This window comes from Stenotrophomonas sp. 86428_Sma (assembly GCF_056481585.1).
This window is the reverse complement of sequence record NZ_CM151156.1, coordinates 1,588,160-1,609,295: the sequence shown is the minus strand read 5'-3', so window position 1 is coordinate 1,609,295 and position 21,136 is coordinate 1,588,160. Positions and strand designations below refer to the sequence as shown.

General features: G+C 66.9%; 16 protein-coding genes and 3 tRNA genes. 10 read left to right on the top strand and 9 right to left on the bottom strand.

From position 1 onward, the window contains the following. Positions 1 to 2: 2 nt before the first annotated feature. Entirely contained in the window at positions 3 to 731 is a 729-nt protein-coding gene (locus tag ACZK3J_RS07300) for a response regulator (protein ID WP_005408779.1), read from the bottom strand. Between the two features lie 204 nt (positions 732 to 935). Here ACZK3J_RS07300 and ACZK3J_RS07295 point away from each other — a divergent pair, with 204 nt between their 5' ends. From ACZK3J_RS07295 to ACZK3J_RS07285, 3 genes are read left to right on the top strand one after another with little or no spacing between them, the layout of a single operon-like run. Beyond that, positions 936 to 2,177 (top strand): efflux RND transporter periplasmic adaptor subunit, encoded by a 1,242-nt coding sequence (locus tag ACZK3J_RS07295; RefSeq protein ID WP_032127909.1) that lies wholly within the window; start codon positions 936 to 938, stop codon positions 2,175 to 2,177. Next, positions 2,174 to 4,132: a MacB family efflux pump subunit gene (locus ACZK3J_RS07290; protein ID WP_032127910.1), complete on the top strand. Its 1,959-nt coding sequence runs from the start codon at positions 2,174 to 2,176 to the stop codon at positions 4,130 to 4,132. Before ACZK3J_RS07295 ends, ACZK3J_RS07290 begins: the two co-directional genes overlap by 4 nt. Then, a complete protein-coding gene (locus ACZK3J_RS07285) occupies positions 4,129 to 5,568 on the top strand; it encodes an efflux transporter outer membrane subunit (protein WP_049463608.1) in 1,440 nt (479 codons plus the stop codon). The genes ACZK3J_RS07290 and ACZK3J_RS07285 overlap by 4 nt, the downstream gene beginning before the upstream one ends. A 159-nt stretch (positions 5,569 to 5,727) precedes the next feature. On the opposite strand, the gene rlmB is transcribed toward ACZK3J_RS07285, so the two are convergent. From rlmB to rnr, 3 genes are all read right to left on the bottom strand, one after another. After that, complete coding sequence (rlmB, locus tag ACZK3J_RS07280; RefSeq protein ID WP_005408775.1) at positions 5,728 to 6,471, bottom strand: 23S rRNA (guanosine(2251)-2'-O)-methyltransferase RlmB; 744 nt, start codon at positions 6,469 to 6,471, stop codon at positions 5,728 to 5,730. Positions 6,472 to 6,564: 93 nt separating this feature from the next. After that, entirely contained in the window at positions 6,565 to 7,059 is a 495-nt protein-coding gene (locus tag ACZK3J_RS07275; RefSeq protein ID WP_049463609.1) for a GFA family protein, read from the bottom strand. A gap of 104 nt (positions 7,060 to 7,163) precedes the next feature. Then, on the bottom strand, positions 7,164 to 9,629 hold the full coding sequence (rnr, locus tag ACZK3J_RS07270; protein ID WP_478476684.1) for a ribonuclease R: 2,466 nt from the start codon (positions 9,627 to 9,629) through the stop codon (positions 7,164 to 7,166). 128 nt (positions 9,630 to 9,757) lie between these two features. On the opposite strand from rnr, the gene ACZK3J_RS07265 reads away from it, so the two are divergent. Then, positions 9,758 to 9,842: transfer RNA gene (locus tag ACZK3J_RS07265), tRNA-Leu, on the top strand. Positions 9,843 to 10,006: 164 nt separating this feature from the next. After that, positions 10,007 to 10,091, top strand: a tRNA-Leu gene (locus ACZK3J_RS07260). 78 nt (positions 10,092 to 10,169) lie between these two features. Here the strand turns inward: ACZK3J_RS07260 and ACZK3J_RS07255 are convergent. Then, entirely contained in the window at positions 10,170 to 10,916 is a 747-nt protein-coding gene (locus ACZK3J_RS07255; protein WP_107433349.1) for a sulfite exporter TauE/SafE family protein, read from the bottom strand. Between the two features lie 99 nt (positions 10,917 to 11,015). On the opposite strand from ACZK3J_RS07255, the gene ACZK3J_RS07250 reads away from it, so the two are divergent. The 3 genes from ACZK3J_RS07250 to ACZK3J_RS07240 all read left to right on the top strand — a co-directional run bounded on the left by ACZK3J_RS07250 (position 11,016) and on the right by ACZK3J_RS07240 (position 12,653). Further along, the gene (locus ACZK3J_RS07250) at positions 11,016 to 11,915 is read left to right on the top strand and encodes a LysR family transcriptional regulator (protein ID WP_121503834.1); all 900 of its coding nucleotides are present in this window, start codon (positions 11,016 to 11,018) and stop codon (positions 11,913 to 11,915) included. 50 nt (positions 11,916 to 11,965) lie between these two features. After that, positions 11,966 to 12,050 (top strand) — tRNA-Leu (locus tag ACZK3J_RS07245). Between the two features lie 324 nt (positions 12,051 to 12,374). After that, positions 12,375 to 12,653: a hypothetical protein gene (locus ACZK3J_RS07240; protein ID WP_049461950.1), complete on the top strand. Its 279-nt coding sequence runs from the start codon at positions 12,375 to 12,377 to the stop codon at positions 12,651 to 12,653. 110 nt (positions 12,654 to 12,763) lie between these two features. Here ACZK3J_RS07240 and emrB read toward each other — a convergent pair whose 3' ends face one another. The 4 genes from emrB to emrR are packed head-to-tail and all read right to left on the bottom strand — an operon-like array spanning position 12,764 to position 17,481. Next, entirely contained in the window at positions 12,764 to 14,350 is a 1,587-nt protein-coding gene (gene emrB / locus ACZK3J_RS07235; RefSeq protein ID WP_032127920.1) for a multidrug efflux MFS transporter permease subunit EmrB, read from the bottom strand. Between the two features lie 7 nt (positions 14,351 to 14,357). Continuing rightward, entirely contained in the window at positions 14,358 to 15,536 is a 1,179-nt protein-coding gene (gene emrA / locus ACZK3J_RS07230; RefSeq protein WP_049399501.1) for a multidrug efflux MFS transporter periplasmic adaptor subunit EmrA, read from the bottom strand. An 11-nt stretch (positions 15,537 to 15,547) separates the two neighbouring features. Further along, positions 15,548 to 17,041 (bottom strand): multidrug efflux transporter outer membrane subunit EmrC, encoded by a 1,494-nt coding sequence (gene emrC / locus ACZK3J_RS07225; protein WP_197655897.1) that lies wholly within the window; start codon positions 17,039 to 17,041, stop codon positions 15,548 to 15,550. Further along, entirely contained in the window at positions 17,038 to 17,481 is a 444-nt protein-coding gene (emrR, locus tag ACZK3J_RS07220) for a multidrug efflux system transcriptional regulator EmrR (RefSeq protein ID WP_099523437.1), read from the bottom strand. The genes emrC and emrR overlap by 4 nt, the downstream gene beginning before the upstream one ends. Positions 17,482 to 17,653: 172 nt before the next feature. On the opposite strand from emrR, the gene ACZK3J_RS07215 reads away from it, so the two are divergent. Beyond that, a complete protein-coding gene (locus ACZK3J_RS07215; protein WP_005408765.1) occupies positions 17,654 to 18,535 on the top strand; it encodes a helix-turn-helix domain-containing protein in 882 nt (293 codons plus the stop codon). 60 nt (positions 18,536 to 18,595) lie between these two features. Next, the gene (gene parC, locus ACZK3J_RS07210; protein ID WP_478476682.1) at positions 18,596 to 20,839 is read left to right on the top strand and encodes a DNA topoisomerase IV subunit A; all 2,244 of its coding nucleotides are present in this window, start codon (positions 18,596 to 18,598) and stop codon (positions 20,837 to 20,839) included. Positions 20,840 to 21,136 lie beyond the last annotated feature (297 nt).

The window sequence follows — 21,136 nt, the reverse complement described above, 5'->3', positions numbered from 1 at the left end:
GCTTATTCCAGGTTCACCGAGGAGGCCAGTACATAGCCTTCGTTGCGAACGGTCTTGATCAGTCCGTCCGGGCCACCGTCGTCACCCAGCTTGTTGCGCAGCCGGCTGACCTGCAGATCAATGGCGCGGTCCTGTGCCTCGTAGTTGCGGCCGCTGCTGAGCGCGACCAGCTGCTCGCGCGACAGCACCTTGTTGGCGTGGGCGATGAACACCCGCAGCAGGCGGAACTCGGCGCCGGACAGCACCACCACGCGATCGTCCGGATCGACCAGGTGGCGATGCTCCAGATCGAACACCCAGCGCGAGAAGCGCGCACGGCGCACCGCCAGCGGCTCCAGGTTCGCCGGCAGCGCCTCGGTCCGGCGCAGCACGTTGCGGATGCGTGCCAGCAGCTCGCGCGGTTCGAACGGCTTGGCCAGGTAGTCGTCGGCGCCCATTTCCAGGCCCAGCACGCGGTCGATCGGCTCGGCACGCGCGGTCAGCATGATCACCGGTGTGTTCGAGCGCGCGCGCAGGTCGCGGCACAGGGTCAGGCCATCCTCGCGCGGCAGGTTGAGGTCGAGCACGATCAGGTCCACGTGTTCGCGGTCCAGCAGCTGGCGCATGGCGGTGCCGTCTGCGGCCGTGCTCACCTGGTAGCCGGCCCGGCCGAGCTGTTCGGCCAGCAGGGTGCGGATGTCGTTGTCGTCGTCGACGATCAGCAGTCGATGCATCGTGTTTTCAGTCTCCATGTCGCGATCATCCCGTGTCGGCAGCTGAACCGCATCCGGGGCAATGCGTACCAGTGTATCCAGCCATGGGCGGGATACCTGTGGTTACGCGTATTCACCGACAGTGTTACATAGAGACATACCCCGAGGATTGAGCCGCCCATCGCCCGGTCTTCACAATGCCCACCAACGCCGCCACCGCGGCCCCGAGAGTGAAGCCACGACGTGACGTTCCGCCTGCTGCCCGCGACCCGCCGGGGTCGCCTGATACTGATCGCCCTGCTCGCCCTTGCCGTTGCCGCAGCCGCCTGGTGGCTGCTGCGCAAGCCCGCCGCCCCGGCGGTGGCGACCACGCCGGTCAGCCGCGGTGACATCGAGCAGACGGTGGAAGCCACTGGCGTGATCGACGCCTACAAGCTGGTCAGCGTCGGTGCCCAGGCCTCGGGCCAGATCAAGTCGCTGAAGGTGCAGCTAGGCGACACCGTGAAGGAAGGCGACCTGATCGCCGAGATCGACGCCACCACCCAGCAGAACCAGGTGCTCAATGCGCAGGCCTCGCTGGACCAGGTCACCGCCCAGCGCGCCGTGCAGCAGGCCACCCTGCGCCAGGCCGAACTGGAATTCGCGCGCCAGCAGCAGATGCTGGCCGCCGAGGCCACCTCGCGCCAGGAATACGATGCCGCCGAGGCGCAGCTGAAGACCGCCCGTGCCCAGCTGCAGTCCTACGAGGCGCAGATCAAGGGCCGCGAAACCGAGCTGGGCACCGCCCGCGCCAACCTGGCCTACACCCGCATCACCGCGCCGATGGACGGCACCGTGGTGGCGGTGGTGGCCGAGGAAGGTCGCACCGTGAACGCCAACCAGACCGCACCGACCATCGTCATGCTGGCACGGCTGGACGTGGTCACCGTCAATGCCGAGATCTCCGAGGCCGACGTGGTCAAGATCAAGGCCGGCATGCCGGTGTACTTCACCACGCTGGGCGACCCGGACCGCAAGTACCACGCCACGCTGCGCCAGATCAATCCGGCGCCGGCCTCGATCGCCAACGAGAGTTCGTCCAGTTCCAGCAGTTCGTCCAGTTCCAGTTCCAGCAGCGCGGTCTACTACAACGCGTTGTTCGACGTGGAGAATCCGGATGGCACCCTGCGCATCGACATGACCGCACAGGTCTCGGTATTGCTGAAGCAGGCCAAGGGCGTGCTGATGGTGCCGGCAGTGGCACTGGGGCCGAAGCGCCGTGGCGACGAGCGCATGGTGCGGGTGCTGGACGACAAGGGCCAGCCGCAGCCGCGCAAGGTTACCGTGGGCATCAACAACGGCGCCTCGGCCGAGATCCTGTCGGGACTGAAGGAAGGCGAGCGCGTGGTGGTCGGCGAAGCCGGTGCGGCCGGTGCCAGCGCCGGCGGCGGCAACCGCGGCGGCATGCAGATGCGGGTCGGTGGCCCGGGCATGGGGCGCCGATGAGCACGACGGCGCCGCTGCTGCGCCTGCGCGACCTGCGACGCGAATTCCCGGCCGGCGACGATGTGATCGCCGTGCTGCGCGACGTCAACCTGGACATCCACGCCGGTGAGATGGTGGCCATCGTCGGCCAGTCCGGCTCGGGCAAGTCGACGCTGATGAACATCCTCGGCTGCCTCGATCGTCCCACCCGTGGCAGCTACCAGGTGGCCGGCCGCGAAACCGGGAAGATGGAGCCGGACGAGCTGGCCGAACTGCGCCGCGAGCATTTCGGCTTCATCTTCCAGCGCTACCACCTGTTGGGCGACCTCGATGCGCGCGGCAACGTGGAAGTGCCGGCGGTGTACGCCGGCAGCCCCGGCCCGGTGCGCAACGCGCGTGCCGAGCAGCTGCTGCAGCGGCTGGGCCTGAGCGACCGCATGCACCACAAGCCGGGCCAGCTGTCCGGCGGCCAGCAGCAGCGCGTGTCGATCGCCCGTGCCCTGATGAACGGCGGCGAGGTGATCCTGGCCGACGAACCGACCGGCGCGCTGGACACCAAATCCGGCGAGGAAGTGATGGCGATCCTCGGCGAGCTGCACGCCGAAGGCCACACCATCATCATCGTCACCCACGACATGAGCGTGGCCGAACACGCGCAGCGCATCATCGAGATCCGCGACGGCGAGATCATCGCCGACCGCGCCAACCCGAATGCACCGACCTACCGCGCGCAGCGCGAGGCCAGCACCGGCGTCGCCCGCGGCAACAGCTGGCGAGCCGCGCGCGACCGCTTCACCGAAGCATTCCGCATGGCGTTGCTGGCGATGAATGCACATCGGCTGCGCACCTTCCTGACCATGCTTGGCATCATCATCGGCATCGCCTCGGTGGTCTCGGTGGTGGCGCTGGGCAACGGCTCGCAGCAGCAGATCCTGCAGAACATCAGCGCGCTCGGCACCAACACCATCGATGTCTACCCCGGCCGTGGTTTCGGCGACATGCGCTCGGCCCGCGTGCAGACGCTCAAAGCCAGTGATGCCGATGCGCTGGCCCGGCAGAGCTACGTCGACAGCTCCACGCCCAGCGTGTCGACCTCGGTCACCGCGCGTTACCGCAACCAGTCCTCCACCGCCCAGGTCAGCGGCGTCGGCGAGCAGTTCTTCCGGGTCAAGGGCGTGACCCTGCTCAGCGGCAGCTTCTTCGATGCCGATGCAGTGAAGGGCCTCGGCCAGGTGGCGGTGATCGACGAGAACACCCAGACCCAGTTCTTCCCCGATGTCGATCCGATCGGCCAGGTGATCCTGCTCGGCAACGTGCCGGCGCGCGTGGTCGGCGTGGCCAAGCGCCAGAGCTTCGGGTTCGGCGGCAGCACCAGCCTGAGCGTGTGGCTGCCGTACACCACGGTGATGTCGCGCATGCTCGGCCAGAGCCACGTGTCCAGCATCACCGTGCGCGTGGACGACGCCACGCCGATGGATGCCGCACAGGAAGCGATCACCCGACTGTTGACCATGCGCCATGGCACCGAGGACTTCTTCCTCAGCAACAGCGCCGAGATCCGCCAGACCATCGAGCAGACCACGCGCACGATGACCCTGCTGATCGGCGCCATCGCCGCCATCGCACTGCTGGTCGGTGGTATCGGCGTGATGAACATCATGCTGGTGTCGGTGACCGAGCGTACCCGCGAGATCGGCGTGCGCATGGCCGTCGGTGCACGGCAGAGTGATATCCGCCAGCAGTTCCTGATCGAAGCAGTGCTGGTGTGCCTGCTCGGCGGCGTGCTCGGCATCGGCCTGGCCCTGCTGCTGGGCTCGATGATCGGCCGCTTCGCCAGCGACTTCCAGGTGCTGTTCTCCACCGCCTCGATCGTCGCCGCCTTCGCCTGCTCGACCTTGATCGGCGTGGCGTTCGGCTTCCTGCCCGCGCGTAACGCCGCGCAGCTCGACCCGGTGGAGGCCCTGGCCCGCGAATGAAGATGATGACCCGACTGCCCTTCCCTGCCCCCTCGCGCCTGCTGCTGGCGGGCGCTGTACTGCTCGCCCTGTCCGGCTGCGCATCGATGGGCCGCTATCCGGTGCAGGCCCCCGACGTGGCGGCGACCTACGGTCGTGGCGACGCCACCCTCAATGCGCCGGCCGACGATCCGCGCAGCAGCCTGGATACTCCGGGCCGCGACATCCGCCAGGACACTTGGTGGACCGGTTTCGGCGATGAACGTCTCGACCGTCTGGTGGCGCAGGCGCTGGCCGCCAACAGCGATCTTGCCGCCGCTGGCCTGGCCGTGCAGCGTTCGCGTCTGCAGGCCGGCCTGGCCAGCAACGCGTTGTGGCCGCAGCCTTCGTCTTCAGGTGTGAGTGGTAGCGCCAGCCGCGCCACCGACCAGGCCGACGACTGGCGCCGCAGCTATTCCACCGGCGTCTCGCTGGGCTGGGAAGTGGACCTGTGGGGCCGCCTGCGCACCCAGCGCGACATCGCCCGCTGGGAAGCCGAGGCCAGCGAGGAAGACCGGCAGAACACCGCGCTGCTGGTGATCAGCGACACCATCAACCAATACTGGAACCTGGCCTATCTCAACCAGTCCATCGCCACCGGCCAGGCCAACCTGGAGCGGCTGGAACGTACCCGCGAACTGGTCCAGGCCCGCTTCGACGCCGGTGCAGTATCGCGCCTGGAAGTACGCCAGGCACTGCAGAACCTGCAGTCGCAGCGTTCCTCGCAGAGTGCGCTGGAACAGCAGCGGGTGGAGGCCCGCAATGCACTGACCGTGCTGCTGGACGGCACGCCCTGGCCGCAGCAGGACGAACCGCAGGACCTGCTCGGCGCACGCAGCCCCAGCATCGCGGAGGGCCTGCCGACCGACCTGCTCGGTCGCCGTCCCGACCTGCGCGCGGCCGAACTGCGCCTGCGCAACAGCCTGAAGACCATCAAGGTGACCGCTACCCAGTACTACCCGGCGCTGAGCCTGACCGGCAGCCTCGGCTCCAGTGCAACGTCGCTGGGTGACGTGCTGCGCAACCCGGTGGCCACGCTGGGCGCCGGCCTGTCGCTTCCGTTCCTCAACCTGCAGCGCGCGCAGCTGGATACCGATATCGCCGGCACCGCCTACCAGATCGCCGCGACCAATTTCCGCAAGACGCTGTATACCGCGCTCTCGGAAGTGGACAACGCGCTGTCGGCACGCGAGCAGCTGGCGCGCCAGGTGGCGGCCTCGCAGGCTTCGTACGACGAAGCGGTGGAAGTGGAACGGGCGCAGGAAGTGCGCTACCGCGTGGGTGCCACCGACCTGCGCACCTGGCTGGAAGCGCAGCAGACCCGGCGCGATGCCGAGCTGTCGCTGGCGCGCGTGCGCCAGGGCCAGCTGAACAACGATGTGACCTTGTTCAAGGCACTGGGCGGCAGCGCGGGGTGAGGCGGCAAGAGCGCCAACCAAGGTTGGCGACTACCGGTAGGTGTCGACCTTGGTCGACACGGCCGATCCACGCCATGCGTGAATCGGATCGCCGGTAGCGCCGGGCCATGCCCGGCGAAGCAATCCGCCGGGCATGGCCCAGCGCTACCGGAAAGCCGATCAACCGCGCTGGCGCACGGCCTCGAACAGGCTGACACCGGCAGCGACGGAGACGTTCAGGCTCTCGATCTCGCCCGGCATCGGGATCTTGACCAGGCCATCGCAGTTCTCGCGGGTCAGGCGGCGCAGGCCATCGGCTTCACCGCCCAGCACCAGGGCGATGTTGCCCTTCAGGTCCAGCTGGTACAGCGAGGCGGTGGCTTCGCCGGCCAGGCCGTAAATCCACACGCCCTGCTTCTGCAGGTCCTTCAGGCAGCGCGACAGGTTGGTCACCGCCACCACCGGGATCAGATCGGCGGCACCGGCCGAGGTCTTGCGCACGGTGGCATTGACCGTGGCCGACTTGTCCTTGGGGATGATCACTGCAGTGGCGCCGGCGGCAGCGGCCGAGCGCAGGCAGGCGCCCAGGTTGTGCGGGTCCTGCACCTCGTCCAGCACCAGCAGCAGGGCCTTGCCCTCGGCTGCAGTGACCAGGCCTTCCAGCTCGTTCTCGCTGTAGGTGCGGGCGGCGGCATAGCGCGCGGCCACGCCCTGGTGGCGTACCGAACCGCCGACACCGTCCAGCGCCTGGCTGTTCACCTTGCGCACGTCGATGCCCTTGCGGCGGGCGTTTTCCTCGATCTCGGTCAGGCGCGGGTTCTTCGCACCGGCCTCGACCAGCACTTCGCGGACGTTCTCGGCGTCGTTCTCGATGGAGGAGGCGACGGCGTTGACGCCGACAATCCACTGGCTGTTCTTGCTCATGCGGGCGGGGACCGGAAAGGGGGTGGCTATGGTAGAGCATCGGCGCCGACCGCGCTGCGCGCTCGCCGGGCACGGCCCGGCGCTACCCGCCGCTCAGCCTTCGGCGGAGCGGCTGCGCGGCGGCCAGTGCGGGGTGTCGTGGTCGGGGTGCTGGTGGGACACGATGGTGGCCAGGAACTCCAGCGCCGCGATGTCTTCCTCGGTACGCCGCGCCGGCAGGCTGGACAAACTGTCGACGAACGGCAGCTTGCGCTCCACCCCGTACTGGATGGTCGGTGGCAGGCGTTCCGGCTCGTCGAAGGCACCGGCGGCCACGGCCACGCCATCCGGGGCTTCGTAGGTCAGGGGCGTTCCGCAGTCGGCGCAGAAGCCACGCCGCACCACGTTGGACGACTGGAAATAGCGTGGCTGGCCGCGGGTCCAGCTGAACTGCACGCCGCGCACCGACACCAGCGGCGCATAGTAGGCACCGAAGGCCTTCTGGCACATCCGGCAATGGCAGATCGAGCTGTCGGTCAGCTCGCCTCGCGCCTGGAAGCGGATCGCGCCGCACTGGCAGCCGCCGCTGTATTCGGGTTGGCCCTGCATTGTGAGTTCCTCCGAAACGTCGTGCCAACCAACGGTTGGCACCTACCGGGTGAGGTGGGTGCCGACCGGGTGAGGTGGGTGCCGACCGTTGGTCGGCACACCTTTCAATACTGCTTCTTGGTGCGCTTGGCCGGCTTGCCACGCTCGGGCAGCGGCGGCAGACCATCGCCTTCATCCTCACCCTTGTGCTCGACCAGGCGGAAGTCGATCTTGCGCTCTTCCATGCTGGCCTTCAGCACCAGGATGCGCACGCGATCCCCCAGCCGGTAGCTGCTGCCACGGCGCTCGCCGGTCAGCGTCTTGCGGGTCGCGTCGAACTTGTAATAGTCCTGCGGCAGCTGGGTCACATGGACCAGGCCCTGCACCTTTGACTCGTCCAGTTCCACGAACAGGCCGAAGCTGGTCACGCCACTGATCACACCGTCGAACTGCCCGCCTACGTGCTTTTCCATCCACGCGGCGCGGTAGCGCTCGTCGACCTCGCGCTCGGCCTCATCGGCACGGCGCTCACGCTCGGAGCACTGCAGCGCCAGCGCAGCCATTTCGCGTGCGTTGTAGGTGAACTTGTCCAGCGGCTTGCCGGACAGCGCGTGCTTGATCGCGCGGTGCACCAGCAGGTCAGGGTAGCGACGGATCGGCGAGGTGAAGTGCGCGTACGCCTCCAGCGCCAGGCCGAAGTGACCGTGATTCTCCGGGCTGTAGATCGCCAGACTCTGGCTGCGCAGCAGCACCGATTCCAGCAACGTGGCATCAGGACGATCCCGGATCTTCTTCAGCAGCTTGGTGTAATCGCCCGGACGCACCTTGGACCACGGCGGCAGGCTCAGCTTGAACTCCTTGAGGAATTCCAGCAGGTCGGCGTACTTGGTTTCCGGCGGCTTCTCGTGGATGCGGTACGGGGCCGGCACGTGGCGCGACAGCAGGTACCTGGCCGCCTCGACGTTGGCCGCGATCATGCATTCCTCGATCAGCTTGTGTGCGTCGTTGCGCACCAGCATGCCGGCCTGGGTGACTTCACCGCGGTTGTCCAGCACGAAGCGCACTTCGCTGCTTTCGAACTCGATGGCGCCGCGCTTGGCACGTGCTTTGGACAGCACCTTGTACAGCTGGTGCAGGCGCTGCACCTGCGGCAGCAGGTCGCCCATCCAGGCCTTGGTATCGGCATCGTCCTCGCCCACCGCCTTCCACACCTGGGTGTAGGTCAGGCGCGCGTGCGAGTTCATCACCGCCTCGTAGAAGCGCGAATGCGTGACCAGGCCGTCGCGGTCGATCTGCATGTCGCAGACAAAGCACATGCGGTCGACCTTCGGCATCAGCGAGCAGATGCCGTTGGACAGCGTCTCCGGCAGCATCGGCACCACGAAGCCCGGGAAGTACACCGAGGTGGCGCGCTTCTGCGCCTCCTCATCCAGGGGCGTGCCGGGGCGCACGTAGTTCGAGACATCGGCGATCGCCACCACCAGGCGGAAACCCTCGGCATTCGGCTCGCAATACACCGCGTCGTCGAAGTCCTTCGCATCCTCGCCGTCAATGGTGACCAGCGGCGTGCTGCGCAGGTCGACGCGGTCGCCGATCATCGCCGGCTCGACCACCAGCGGCACCGAGGCGGCTTCGTCCAGCACCTCCTGCGGGAACTCGAACGGCAGCTCGTGGCCGTGGATGGCGGTCTCCACCACCAGCGAAGCGGTCAGCTTGTCGCCGAGCACGGCGATGATGCGGCCGATCGGCGGGCGGCGGCTGTCCGGCGCCTGGGTCAGTTCACAGACCACCAGCTGGCCATCGCGCGCACCACCGGTCTGGTCCGGCGGCACCTGCACGTTGCGCTGCACGCGCTTGTCGTCGGGCACCACGTAGTTGATGCCCATCTCGATGCTGAAGCGGCCGATCAGGCGGGTCATGCCGCGCTCGAGCACGCGGGCGATGCTGCCTTCGCGACGGCCACGATGGTCGATGCCGGTCACACGGGCCAGCACCTTGTCGCCGTGCATGACCTTGCGCATTTCATACGGCGGCAGGAACAGGTCGTCACCGCCCTCGACCGGGCGCAGGAAACCGAACCCTTCCGGGTTGGCAATCACCACGCCGGTGACCAGATTCAGGGTCTGGATCGGGGCGAAACCGCCGCGACGGTTCTGCACCAACTGGCCGTCGCGGACCATGGCACCGAGCCGGCGCGACAGCGCCTCGGCCCGGTCCGGCGCGGTCAGGCCCAGGCGCGCGCCCAGTTCTTCGGCGGTCTGCGGCCCTTCGCAGCGCTCCAGCAGGGCCAGGATGGCCTCGCGGCTGGCGATGGGCTGTTCGTACTTCTCGGCTTCGCGGGCGGCATAGGGATCGTCGATCACCTTGCCGGTCGGCGGCAGCTTGCGGCCCGGGGCCGGGCCCGGAGCGGCGGCATCGGCGCTGCGGACCTTGCGACCACGCGGTGGTGCGCCGCCTTCATTCAATTCGGGGAACCAGCCCGGCAACGGCTTGCCCGGCTTGGTGGTGCGGGCCGTGCCCGCCTTGGCGCCCTTCTTCGGGGCCTGGCTGCGGGAGATGCTCCCGCCCTTGCTTGGTTTTTTGGTAGTCATCGCCCTACATGGTAGCCGCTGACGGCGTGCAGAACGGGTCAGCGGCTGTCTTGAAGGCCTTGCATGAAAAATATTCAGGAAGTCGTTGACAGCCTGCGGATTCATCTTCACAATTGCGCCTCTGGAACGCCCAGGTGGCGGAATTGGTAGACGCACTAGTTTCAGGTACTAGCGGGTAAAACCGTGGAGGTTCGAGTCCTCTCCTGGGCACCAACGAAAAAACTCCTCGCTTCGGCGGGGATTTTTTTTTGCCTGTAATCCGGCCCTGAGGCTCGACTCTTACTCCTCCAGGAAGGAACTCCGACCCGGTATCGGCAATGATCTTCACAAGGGTGTTGACACCCCCGTAACAACACCCCATAATCTCGCTCCTCGACGCCCAGGTGGCGGAATTGGTAGACGCACTAGTTTCAGGTACTAGCGGGTAAAACCGTGGAGGTTCGAGTCCTCTCCTGGGCACCACGTCGAGAATGAGAAAAACCCGCGAAAGCGGGTTTTTTCATGCCCGTGATTCGGCATCGCCGCGACCGGCGGCCGGCATCACAACAGCGGCCGCAGCACCAGCTCCAGCCCGAGCAGCAGCAGGAAACCCAGGAAGCAGGCGCGGAACACCCGCGCACTGATGCGCTGCCGGATCACCTGCCCCAGCCACATGCCCAGCAATGCCGGCAGCACCGCCAGCGTACTCAGCCCCAGCTGCTGGATGCCGAATGCGCCGTGCAGCACCAGGCCAGTGGTCAGCGAAATCGTCGACACAGTGAACGCCAGTCCCAGCGCCTGCACCAGCTCCTCGCGCTGCAACCCCAGCGACTGCAGGTACGGCACCGCCGGCATCACGAACACGCCGGTGGCGCCGGTCACCACACCCGACAACGCCCCCACCAGCGGCCCCAGCCATCGCTCGCGCCGCTGCGGCACGCGGAACACCGGCGCAAGCAGGGCATAGGCCGCATAAACCACCAGCGCAACGCCCAGCGCAACACGCGACCAGGTGCGATCGACCCGCACCAGCAGCGCCGCCGAACCCAGCGTCACCACCACCACGGCCAGCATCATCGGCCACAGGCGCCGCACGATGTGGCCCAGTGAGGGGCCGGACAACAGCTGCCACGCATTGGTGACGAAGGTGGGGATGAACAGCATCGATGCCGCCGCCACCGGCGACAGCGCGCCACCGAGCAGACCCATCGCCACTGTCGGCAACCCCATGCCGGTCACGCCCTTGACCACACCGGCCAGCACGAACACCACCACCAGCAGCACGTAGAAGTACATCGATTCATTCATGCCTTCATTGGATCGGCCGGCCGCTCGGCGCACAATGCGGTCTTCCCGGCCTCGCCTTCGGCTGATCCGAAGGCGCAGGCGTTGCGATGAGGGCATCACATGCGGATGGATATCGCCGACCTGCGCCTGTTCCTGGCCATTGCCGAGGCGGGCAGCATCACGGCCGGTGCCGCGCAGGCAAACCTGGCACTGGGCTCAGCCAGTGAGCGCCTGCGCACGATCGAAGCCGATGCCGGTACCCCGCTGTTGAACCGGCACCCACGCGGCGTCAGCCTGACCGAAGCCGGTGCCGCGCTCGCCCACCATGCACGCTTGATCCTGCAGCAGCAGGCACAGCTGCGCGGTGAACTGCAGGCGTTCGCGCACGGTGCGCGCGGCACCCTGCATCTGTATGCCAACACCGCAGCGCTGACCAACTACCTGCCTTCGCGGCTCGCACCATGGCTGGCCGAACGCCCGCGCCTGCACGTGGAACTGCTGGAGCGCACCAGCCCTGAAGTCGTGCGTGCGATCAGTGCTGGCCAGGCCGAGGCCGGCATCATCAGCGATGCCGTCGACGCTGCCGGCCTGCAGCAGCATGTGGTCGCCGAAGATCCGCTGGTGATGCTGCTGCCCGCAGACCACCGCTTCGCATCGCGGCGCAGCGTGGCCTTCACCGATGTTGCCGGCGAGACCTTCGTCGCACTGGCCGATGGCAATGCACTGCAGACCTACATCGAGGACCAGGCGCGCGACATCGGGCGGCGCCTGGATGTACGCATCCGCATGAAGACCTTCGAAGGCGTATGCATCATGGTCGGCCACGGCATTGGTGTCGGCATCGTGCCGCGGACCATCGCCCGCCAGCATCGGCGCAGCACGCATACCGTCGCCGTACCGCTCGCCGATGCATGGGCACAGCGCCGCCTGTGCGCCTGTTTTGCCGAATGGGCGCAGTTGTCATCGGCAATGCGCAGCCTGCTGCTTCACCTGGGCGTGCAGCCGCAGAAAAAGGTGTGAAATGTTGTTGACACATCCTCTGCCGTACCGCACAATTCATCTCCTGAGTCGCCCAGGTGGCGGAATTGGTAGACGCACTAGTTTCAGGTACTAGCGGGTAAAACCGTGGAGGTTCGAGTCCTCTCCTGGGCACCATGACTCAAGATGATGAAACCCGCGAAAGCGGGTTTTTTCGTTTCCGGGGTTTGGCGAGCCTGGCATCGCATCTACCGCTGGAACTGTCGTATCTCGCACCACCCGGCAGTCGCCTGCTGCTGCATATCTCCTCCCGGCGCGTCGTTACCAGACCTTGAACGGCCCCCTTTTGGGTCGAGTTTCACGTTAGCCGTTCAATTCGTACTTTTCCTAGTCGAGATTTACCCGATTCCTTTTCGGTGGAAGGCAGATTTACAGAAGCCGGTTGCAGGTGTATCGCCACGACCTGACCAGCGCCCTCCCCCTTCCCCAAAGGACGCACCCATGCAGCGCAGCATCATCTGCCCTCACTGCCATACCGGCTCGAACCACGGCGTACGCGTATGCGTGGGATGCCAGGCCGAGGTCCACTACGGCGCATCGAAGGAGGCCGTAATGCTGGTCTTTGTTGCCGCCATCATCTGCGGCGCACTGGTCGGCAGCCGATTGCAGGCCACTGCTGGCTGGCTCACATGCGGCGCCGTACTTGTGGCGGGAATGTGGGCCATCACCCGATTGTTCTGCGATCGGGTGGTGTTCAAGCGCGTCTATCGCACCCGCTGAACCTGCGCCGCGGCACGATCCCAACGGCAGGGCCCGTGCGACCCGCGGTGCACAAACAAAAACCCCGCCTTGCGGCGGGGTCAAAATACAGCACGTGTTTCCAGGGAGTTTCAGTGTCCGCCACCGGCGGCCGCACCTGCGCCTGCGCCAAACGGCGGTTTGGCCAGCCACAGGAACGCGATGATCGCCAGGAAGATCCAGCCCAGCAGGAAGAAGATGTCGTTGAAGCCCATCTGCGATGCCTGGTGGTTGATCATGTTGTTCAGTACCGCTGCGCCATGTTGCAGGTCGCCCTGCCCCATCGCTGTCACCTGGTCCTGCATGCCCGGCTGATAGACCGAGATGTGCTCGGTCAGGTCGGCGTGGTGCACCTGGGTGCGCCGCGCCCACAGCCACGTCGTCAGCGACGCCGCGAAGCTGCCACCCAGCGTGCGCAGGAAGGTGGCCAGGCCTGAGCCCGCCGCGATCTCGCGCCCATCCAGGTCCGACAGCAGGATCTGCAGCACCGGCATGAAGAACAGCGCGACGCCGATGCCCATGATCAGCTGCACACCCGCCACATGGTTGTAGTCCACCTGCAGGTTGAAGTTCGAACGCAGGAAGCTGGTCATCGACAACACAATGAACGCAATCGTAGCCAGCATGCGCATGTCGAAGCGCGATGCATACTTGCCCACGAACGGGGTCATGATCACCGGCAGGATGCCGATCGGCGCTGTCGCCAGGCCCGCCCAGATCGCGGTGTAGCCCATGTCACGCTGCAACCACTGCGGAATCAGCAACGCCACGCTGAAGAACGCCGCGTAGGCCACCACCATCGCCAGCGTACCGGCGCGGAAGTTGCGATGCCGGAACAGCTTCAGGTCGACGATCGGATCCTTGTCGGTCAGTTCCCAGATCAGGAACACCGTCAGCGTGACCACGGCCACACACGCCAGCACCACGATCTTCATCGACGAGAACCAGTCCTCGTCGTTGCCCAGGTCGAGCACCAGCTGCAGCGCACCGACACCGATCACCAGGGTGACCAGGCCGACGTAGTCCATCTTCGGCTTCTCGATGTGCTCCGGGCGCCCCTTCAGCTGGTTGCCCACCACCAGCGCAGCGAAGATGCCCAGCGGCACATTGATCAGGAAGATCCATTCCCAGCTGTAGTTGTCGGTGATCCAACCGCCGAGGATGGGCCCGCAGATCGGCGCCACCACCGTGATCATCGCCAGCAGCGCCAGCGCCTGCCCGCGTTTCTCCCGTGGATAGATCGAGACCAGCAACGACTGCGTGATCGGGTACATCGGGCCGGCCACGAAACCCTGCAGCGCACGCGACAGCACCAGCATGCCCATGCTCTGCGCCAGGCCGCACAGCAGCGAGGTGATGACGAAGGCCAGCGTGGCCCAGACGAACAGCTTGCGTTCGCCGAAGCGGCGGCTGAGCCAGCCGGTCAGCGGCAGCGCGATGGCCGTGCTGACCGCGAACGAGGTGATGACCCAGGTCGCCTGCTGCGAACTGGCGCCGAGGTTACCGGCGATGGTCGGCAGCGAGACGTTGGCGATGGTGGTGTCGAGCACCTGCATGAACGACGCCATCGCCAGGCCCACGGTGCACAGGGCGACGCTGGGCGGCAGGAACCCGGAGGCCGCACCCGGCGCCGCCGGGGCACCCGGAGCACCGGGCGCGGCTGGAGCTTGTGCGGACATGGCGACCTCAGCCCACCTTCGCCTGCTGCGGCAGGTTGCCCTGGATGATCGTGTGGATCACCTCGTCGGCATCATGCAGCTGCTTGGCATACACGTCGGTGTCGAACACCGTGCCCTTGGCCGGGGTGCTCGGCAGCACTTCGCCCTTCTGGTCGCGCAGGCTCACTTCGGCCTTCATCGACAGGCCGATGCGCAGCGGGTGTTCGGCCAGCTGCTTGGCATCGATGGCGATGCGTACCGGCACGCGCTGAACGATCTTGATCCAGTTGCCGCTGGCATTCTGCGCCGGCAGCAGCGAGAACGCCGAGCCGGTGCCCAGGCCCAGGCTCTGGACGCGGCCCTTGTACTTCACGTCACCGGCGTACAGGTCCGACTTCAGCTCAACTTCCTGGCCCAGGCGCATGTGGCGCAGCTGGGTTTCCTTGAAGTTGGCCTCGACCCACATCTGCTCGGTCGGCACCACCGCCATCAGGGCATTGCCCGGCTGCACGCGCTGGCCAACCTGCACCGAACGACGGGCGACGTAACCGGTGACCGGCGCGACGATGCCGGCGCGGGCATTGTTGAGGAAGGCCTGGCGCAGCTGCGCGGCGGCCGCCTGCACGTCCGGCTGGGTGGCGATCACGGTGTCGTCGACCAGCGCGCGGTTGCGCTCGACGGTCTCGCGCGAACCGGCCACGGCGGCTTCGGCAGCGGCCAGCTCGTCACGGGCATGGGCCAGTTCTTCATTGGAAATGGCGCCGGTGGCGGCCAGATCCTTGCGGCGGGCGAAATCGTCGCGCACGCGCTTCAGGGTCACCTGGCGGGCGTTCAAATCCGCCTGTGCGCCTTCCACGCTGCGGTACAGGCCACGGGTCTGGCGCACGGTCTTGGCCAGGTTGGCTTCGGCCTGCTGCAGCGCCACCGACGTGTCGGACGGGTCCAGCTGCACCAGCAGCTGGCCGCGCTCCACGCGCATGCCGTCATCGGCGTTGATGGCGACCACGGTACCGGCCACCAGCGGGGTGATCTGCACCTGGTTGCCCTGCACGTAGGCGTCGTCGGTCTCTTCGAACCAACGGCCGAACATGAAGTACCACAGCGCCAGTGCGGCAAGCAGCAGCACGACGATCACGAACAGGCCGCGCAGCAGGTTGCCGCGGCGGTTGGGGGCGGCCGGGGCCGCAGTGTCTTGGGTCTGGCTCATGGCGGAAGTCTTCAGGAATGCGAGGAATCGGAATGGGAGGCGATCGGTGCGCGGTCGGCGTCAGAGGGCTGGAAACCACCGCCCAGCGCCTTGCTCAGGCGCACCGAGGTCTGCACCTGCTGCGACTGCAGGCCGGCCAGCTGCTGCTGCGACTGCAGCAGGGTGGACTGCGCGGTCAGCACGTCCAGGTAGCTGCCGATGCCGGCGCGGTAGCGCTGCTGGGCCAGGTCGAAGGCCGAACGTGCGGTATCCACCGCCTGCTGCTGCGAATGCGCCTGCTGTGCCAGCGAACGCACCGCGTTGACCTGGTCGGCCACGTCGCGCAGTGCATCGAGCACGGTCTGGTTGTAGTTGGCCACCGCCAGGTCGTACTGCGCATCGGTGTTGGCCAGGTTGGCGCGCAGCTTGCCGCCTTCGAAGATCGGCAGGCTCAGCGCCGGTCCGATGTAGGCGAAGGTCGAACTGCTTTTCAGCAGATCGCCCACGTTCGGTGCGACGACGCCAGCCAGTGCGGTCAGGTTGAAGCTCGGGTAGAACTTGGTCCTGGCGACCTTGATCTGCTTGTCGGCCGCTTCCACGCGCCAGCGCGCGGCAACGATGTCCGGGCGACGACCCAACAGTTCGCTGGGCAGCACGCCCGGCAGCTGCAGCGCCATCGGATTCAACGCCTGCGGGCGCTGGATCGACAGGCCACGGTCCGGACCCTTGCCGACCAGCGCGGCCAGCGCGGTGCGGGCCGCATCGATGCGCTGCTGCGCGGCCTGCACCTGCTGCTGCGCGGCGGGCACGCGGGCCTCGGCCTGGCGCACCTGCAGATCACTGTCGATGCCGGCGCTGCGGCGTTGGCGGGTCAGTTCCAGCGACTTCTGCGAGCGGCCCAGCTCTTCTTCGGCCACGTCATTGAGCTGCCATGCATACGCCAGGTCGGCATAGGCCTGGGTGATGCCGGTGGACAGGTTCAGGCGTGCAGCCTGGGCTTCGACAGTGGCGGCATGGGCGCCGTCCACGGCCGCTTCCCAGGCAGCGCGCTTGCCGCCCCACAGGTCCACGCCATAGCTGAAATCAAACGCGACCTGGCTGCTGCCAGCGTAATGGCCACCCATCTCGCTGCCGGCCATCGACTCGGGCAGGCGCAGACCGGTGTAACCACCGGACACCGACAGGCTGGGGAGGCGATCGGCACGCGCGGTACCGACCTGCGACTGCGCCTGGCGCAGGCGCGCATCGGCAGCGTCCAGGCTCGGGTGGCCGGCCAGGCCCTCGGCGACCAGCGCGTCCAGCTGCGCATCGCCCAGCGCCTTCCACCAGTCCTGCGCCGGGAAGCCGGTGGCGCTGAGGTCGGTGTCGGCCAGGGTGCGTTCGCTGTGCAGGCTGTCCACGTCAAGCATGTGGCCCTGCGGGTTGAGGCCACGACTGCTGGCGCAGGCGGCCAGGGCCAGGGCCAGCGCTGACACCAGCAGCGCGCGCCCGGACCGGCGGAGAGTGGAATGCGGGATCGGGTTCATGGGGTCGTCAGGGAATCGCGGATTCGGGTAAGGAGGGACAGCAGCAGCGTGCGCTCGTCGGCGGAAAGATCACGCAGGGCGTAATCCATCACCGCGTCGCCACGCAGCTTCAACCGCGCCCACAATGCACGGCCTTCATCGGTCAGCACGATCTGCAGCGCACGCCGGTCCTGCGCATGCGGTTCGCGGCGGACGCAGCCCAGCGACTCCAGCTTGTCCAGCAGGCGGGTGACTGCGCTGGGTACCTGGTCGATGGCCTGGGCCAGTTCGTTGGCCGTACACGGGGCCATGTGCGAGAGCACCTTCAACCCGATGTAGTGGGTGAAGCCGATACCCAGGTCTTCTTCAGCCATGGACGCGTCGAGTTGCCGGACCAGGCCGTCGCGCACCTGGCGCAGCAGCAGGCCGAAGCTGGGGGGAGTGGTTGCAGGACAGATCATGGGGGAGCATTCTCTTCCAAAAAAAATATTTCTCAATGGAAATATTCGATCTGGCATCGAATGCTGTGTTGCAGCAGTGGGCTGGATCAATGAAGGCGCCTACCTTAATGATCTGGTCAGGTGGCCCGGTAGTACAATTCAGCCAATGGATGACACATTTCAGCCAGCGGACATGATGAACAAGGCAGAAATTCCCGCTCCCAAGCGCCTGCTCAGGGACGACGCACTGGATTGGTTCGAGCGCAACGATGGCCCACCGGTGGTCGCTTTCCGCTTCGACAGCCCGCAGGGGCTGGTCCGGGAAGTGGACTGGCACCACCATCAGCGCGCCCAGCTGATCTGTGTCGAGCGTGGCCTGCTGACCACCCGCACCTCGCACGGGACGTGGTCGCTGGCGCCGGGTTCGGCCGGCTGGATGCCGCCGCTGGAGCCGCATACGGTGACCCTGGACGGTCCGCTGCGCGGCTGGGGCATGGCGCTGGCCGCGCCGGCCTGCGCCACCCTCCCCGCCGATCCCTGCGTACTGGGCCTGTCCAAGCTGGCGCAGGCGCTGGCCGACCGCATCTGCGAATGGCCGCTGGGCTATGACACCACACCCGAGCGCCAGCACATCATCGAGGTGCTGCTGGACGAGATCCGCACCGCGCCGCGCCAGCGCATGCACCTGCCGATGCCGCACGACCGGCGCCTGCTGAAGATCGCCTCGCAGCTGCTGGCCGACCCCTCCGACGAGCGCAGCCTGGCCGAATGGGCGCATTGGGCCGGCCTGTCGCCGCGCAGCCTGACCCGTCACTTCCGCGACGAGACCACGCTCAGCTTCGCCCAGTGGCGGCAACAGGCCCGCCTGTCCGAAGCCCTGCGCCAGCTGACCGATGGCCGCAGCGTGGCCGACATCGCCCATGCACTGGGCTTCAGCAGCGCCAGTGCCTTCGTCACCGTGTTCCGCCGCCACTTCGGGCTGCCACCGGGGCGTTATCTGGCGCGGGCCGGGCATGGCCTCGAAACCGGGCTGGACCCTGCACGTGGCTTGGCATCCCCCGCCGCATCCGGATAATCACAGGATTGCGAGCGGCGACCGCCGTCGCCGCCTCCCGACAACAGGTAACAACGCCGCATGACCGAACTTGCCCGCCCCGTGTTCCACGGATTCGAACAACTGCCGCTGCGCGAGTACGCCGAACGCGCCTACCTCGACTACTCGATGTACGTGGTCCTGGACCGCGCCCTGCCGTTCATCGGCGACGGCCTGAAGCCGGTGCAGCGCCGCATCATCTATTCGATGAGCGAGCTGGGCCTGAATGCCGCGTCCAAGCCGAAGAAGTCCGCGCGCACCGTCGGTGACGTCATCGGTAAGTACCACCCGCATGGCGACAGAGCGTGCTACGAGGCGCTGGTACTGATGGCACAGCCGTTCTCGTACCGCTACCCGCTGATCGAGGGCCAGGGCAACTTCGGCTCCAGCGACGACCCGAAGTCGTTCGCGGCGATGCGTTACACCGAATCCAAGCTGACCCCGATTGCCGAAGTGCTGCTGGGCGAACTGGGCCAGGGCACCACCGACTGGGCACCGAACTTCGACGGCACCCTGCAGGAACCGACCTGGATGCCGGCACGGCTGCCGCACCTGCTGCTGAACGGCACCACCGGCATCGCCGTGGGCATGGCCACCGACGTGCCGCCGCACAATCTCAACGAGATCGTCAGCGCATTGCTGCACCTGCTGGACAACCCCGATGCCAGCGTGCGCGACCTGTGCGAGCACGTGCAGGGCCCGGACTATCCGTCCAGCGCCGAGATCATCACCGCGGCCAACGATCTGCGGAACATCTACGAAACCGGCAACGGCAGCGTGCGCGCACGTGCGACCTTCAACAAGGAAGCCAACAACATCGTGGTGACGGCGCTGCCGTTCCAGGTGTCGCCGTCGAAGGTGATCGAGCAGATCGCCGCGCAGATGCGCGCCAAGAAGCTGCCGTGGCTGGAAGACATCCGCGACGAATCCGACCACGCCAACCCGGTGCGCGTGGTGCTGGTGCCACGTTCCAACCGCGTCGACGCCGACCAGCTGATGGGCCACCTGTTCGCGACAACGGACCTGGAGCGCAGCTACCGCGTCAACCTCAACGTGATCGGGCTGGACGGCCGTCCGCAGGTGAAGAACCTGAAGATGCTGCTCAGCGAATGGCTGACCTTCCGCAGCAACACCGTCACCCGCCGCCTGCAGCACCGCCTGCAGAAGGTCGAGCGCCGCCTGCACCTGCTGGAAGGCCTGCTGGTCGCCTTCCTCAACCTGGACGAGGTGATCCACATCATCCGTACCGAGGACGAACCGAAGGCGGCGCTGATCGCGCGCTTCGGCCTGTCCGAGGAACAGGCCGAGTACATCCTGGAAACCAAGCTGAAGCAGCTGGCCCGCCTGGAAGAGATGAAGATCCGCGGCGAGCAGGACGAGCTGGCCAAGGAACGCGAGAAGATCCTCGGCATCCTCGACAGCAAGGCCAAGCTGAAGAAGCTGATCCGCGACGAACTGACGGCCGACGCCAAGAAGTTCGGCGACGCGCGCCGTTCGCCGCTGGTGCAGCGCCAGGCCGCGCAGGCCATCGACGAGACCGAGCTGGTGCCGAGCGAGCCGATGACCGTCGTGCTGTCGGAGAAGGGCTGGATCCGTGCCGCCAAGGGCCACGACGTCGATGCGTCCGCCCTGTCCTATCGCGATGGTGACGCCCTGCAGGGCGCGGTGCGTGCGCGCAGCACCCAGCAGGTCGCGTTCCTCGACAGCGAAGGTCGCGCCTACTCGACGCCGGTGCACACCCTGCCCTCCGCGCGTGGCAACGGTGAGCCGCTGACCGGCCGCTTCTCGCCGGCAGCGGGCACCAGCTTCGTGACCCTGGCCAGCGCCGAGCCGGACACCCGCTTCGTGCTGGCCTCCACCCACGGCTACGGCTTCGTCACCCGCTTCGAGAACCTGATCGGCCGCAACAAGGCCGGCAAGGCGATGCTGAACCTGTCAGCCGGTTCGACCGTGCTGACCCCGTCGGTGGTGGCCAACGTCGCCACCGACCGCATCGTGGCGGTGACCAGTTCGGGCAACCTGCTGGCGATCGCCGCCAACGACCTGCCGGAACTGGACAAGGGCAAGGGCAACAAGATCATCGAGATCCCCAAGGCCAAGCTCGCCACCGAACGCGTGGTCGCCATCGTGGCCATCAGCCCGGGGCAGACCCTGCAGGTGCGCAGTGGCCAGCGCACGATGGGCCTGAAGTTCAACGAGCTTGACGCCTACCTCGGCGCCCGCGCCACCCGCGGCCACCTGCTGCCGCGCGGCTGGCAGAAGGTGGAAGGGTTGTCGGTGGAATAAGGGCTTGGGCCCTGCCCCTGGTGGGTGTCAACCTTGGTTGAGGTGGGTGTCAACCTTGGTTGACACGCATTACCCCGGCAAACGCCAACCTCGGTTGGCGTTTTTGATCCCAATGGGGTCAGAGCCGTTTTCGTTGAAAACGGATCCGACCCCGGACACGAAAAAGCCGGGGAATTCCCCGGCTTTTTCGTTGTCGGCTGGCGGGCGGTGGAGCAGCTGGCTGGCGAAGGCTGGCTGGCGGTGCTCCGATGCTGGCGGGCGACAGAACGCTGTGCTTCTTCTGGTAGAGCCGACCGC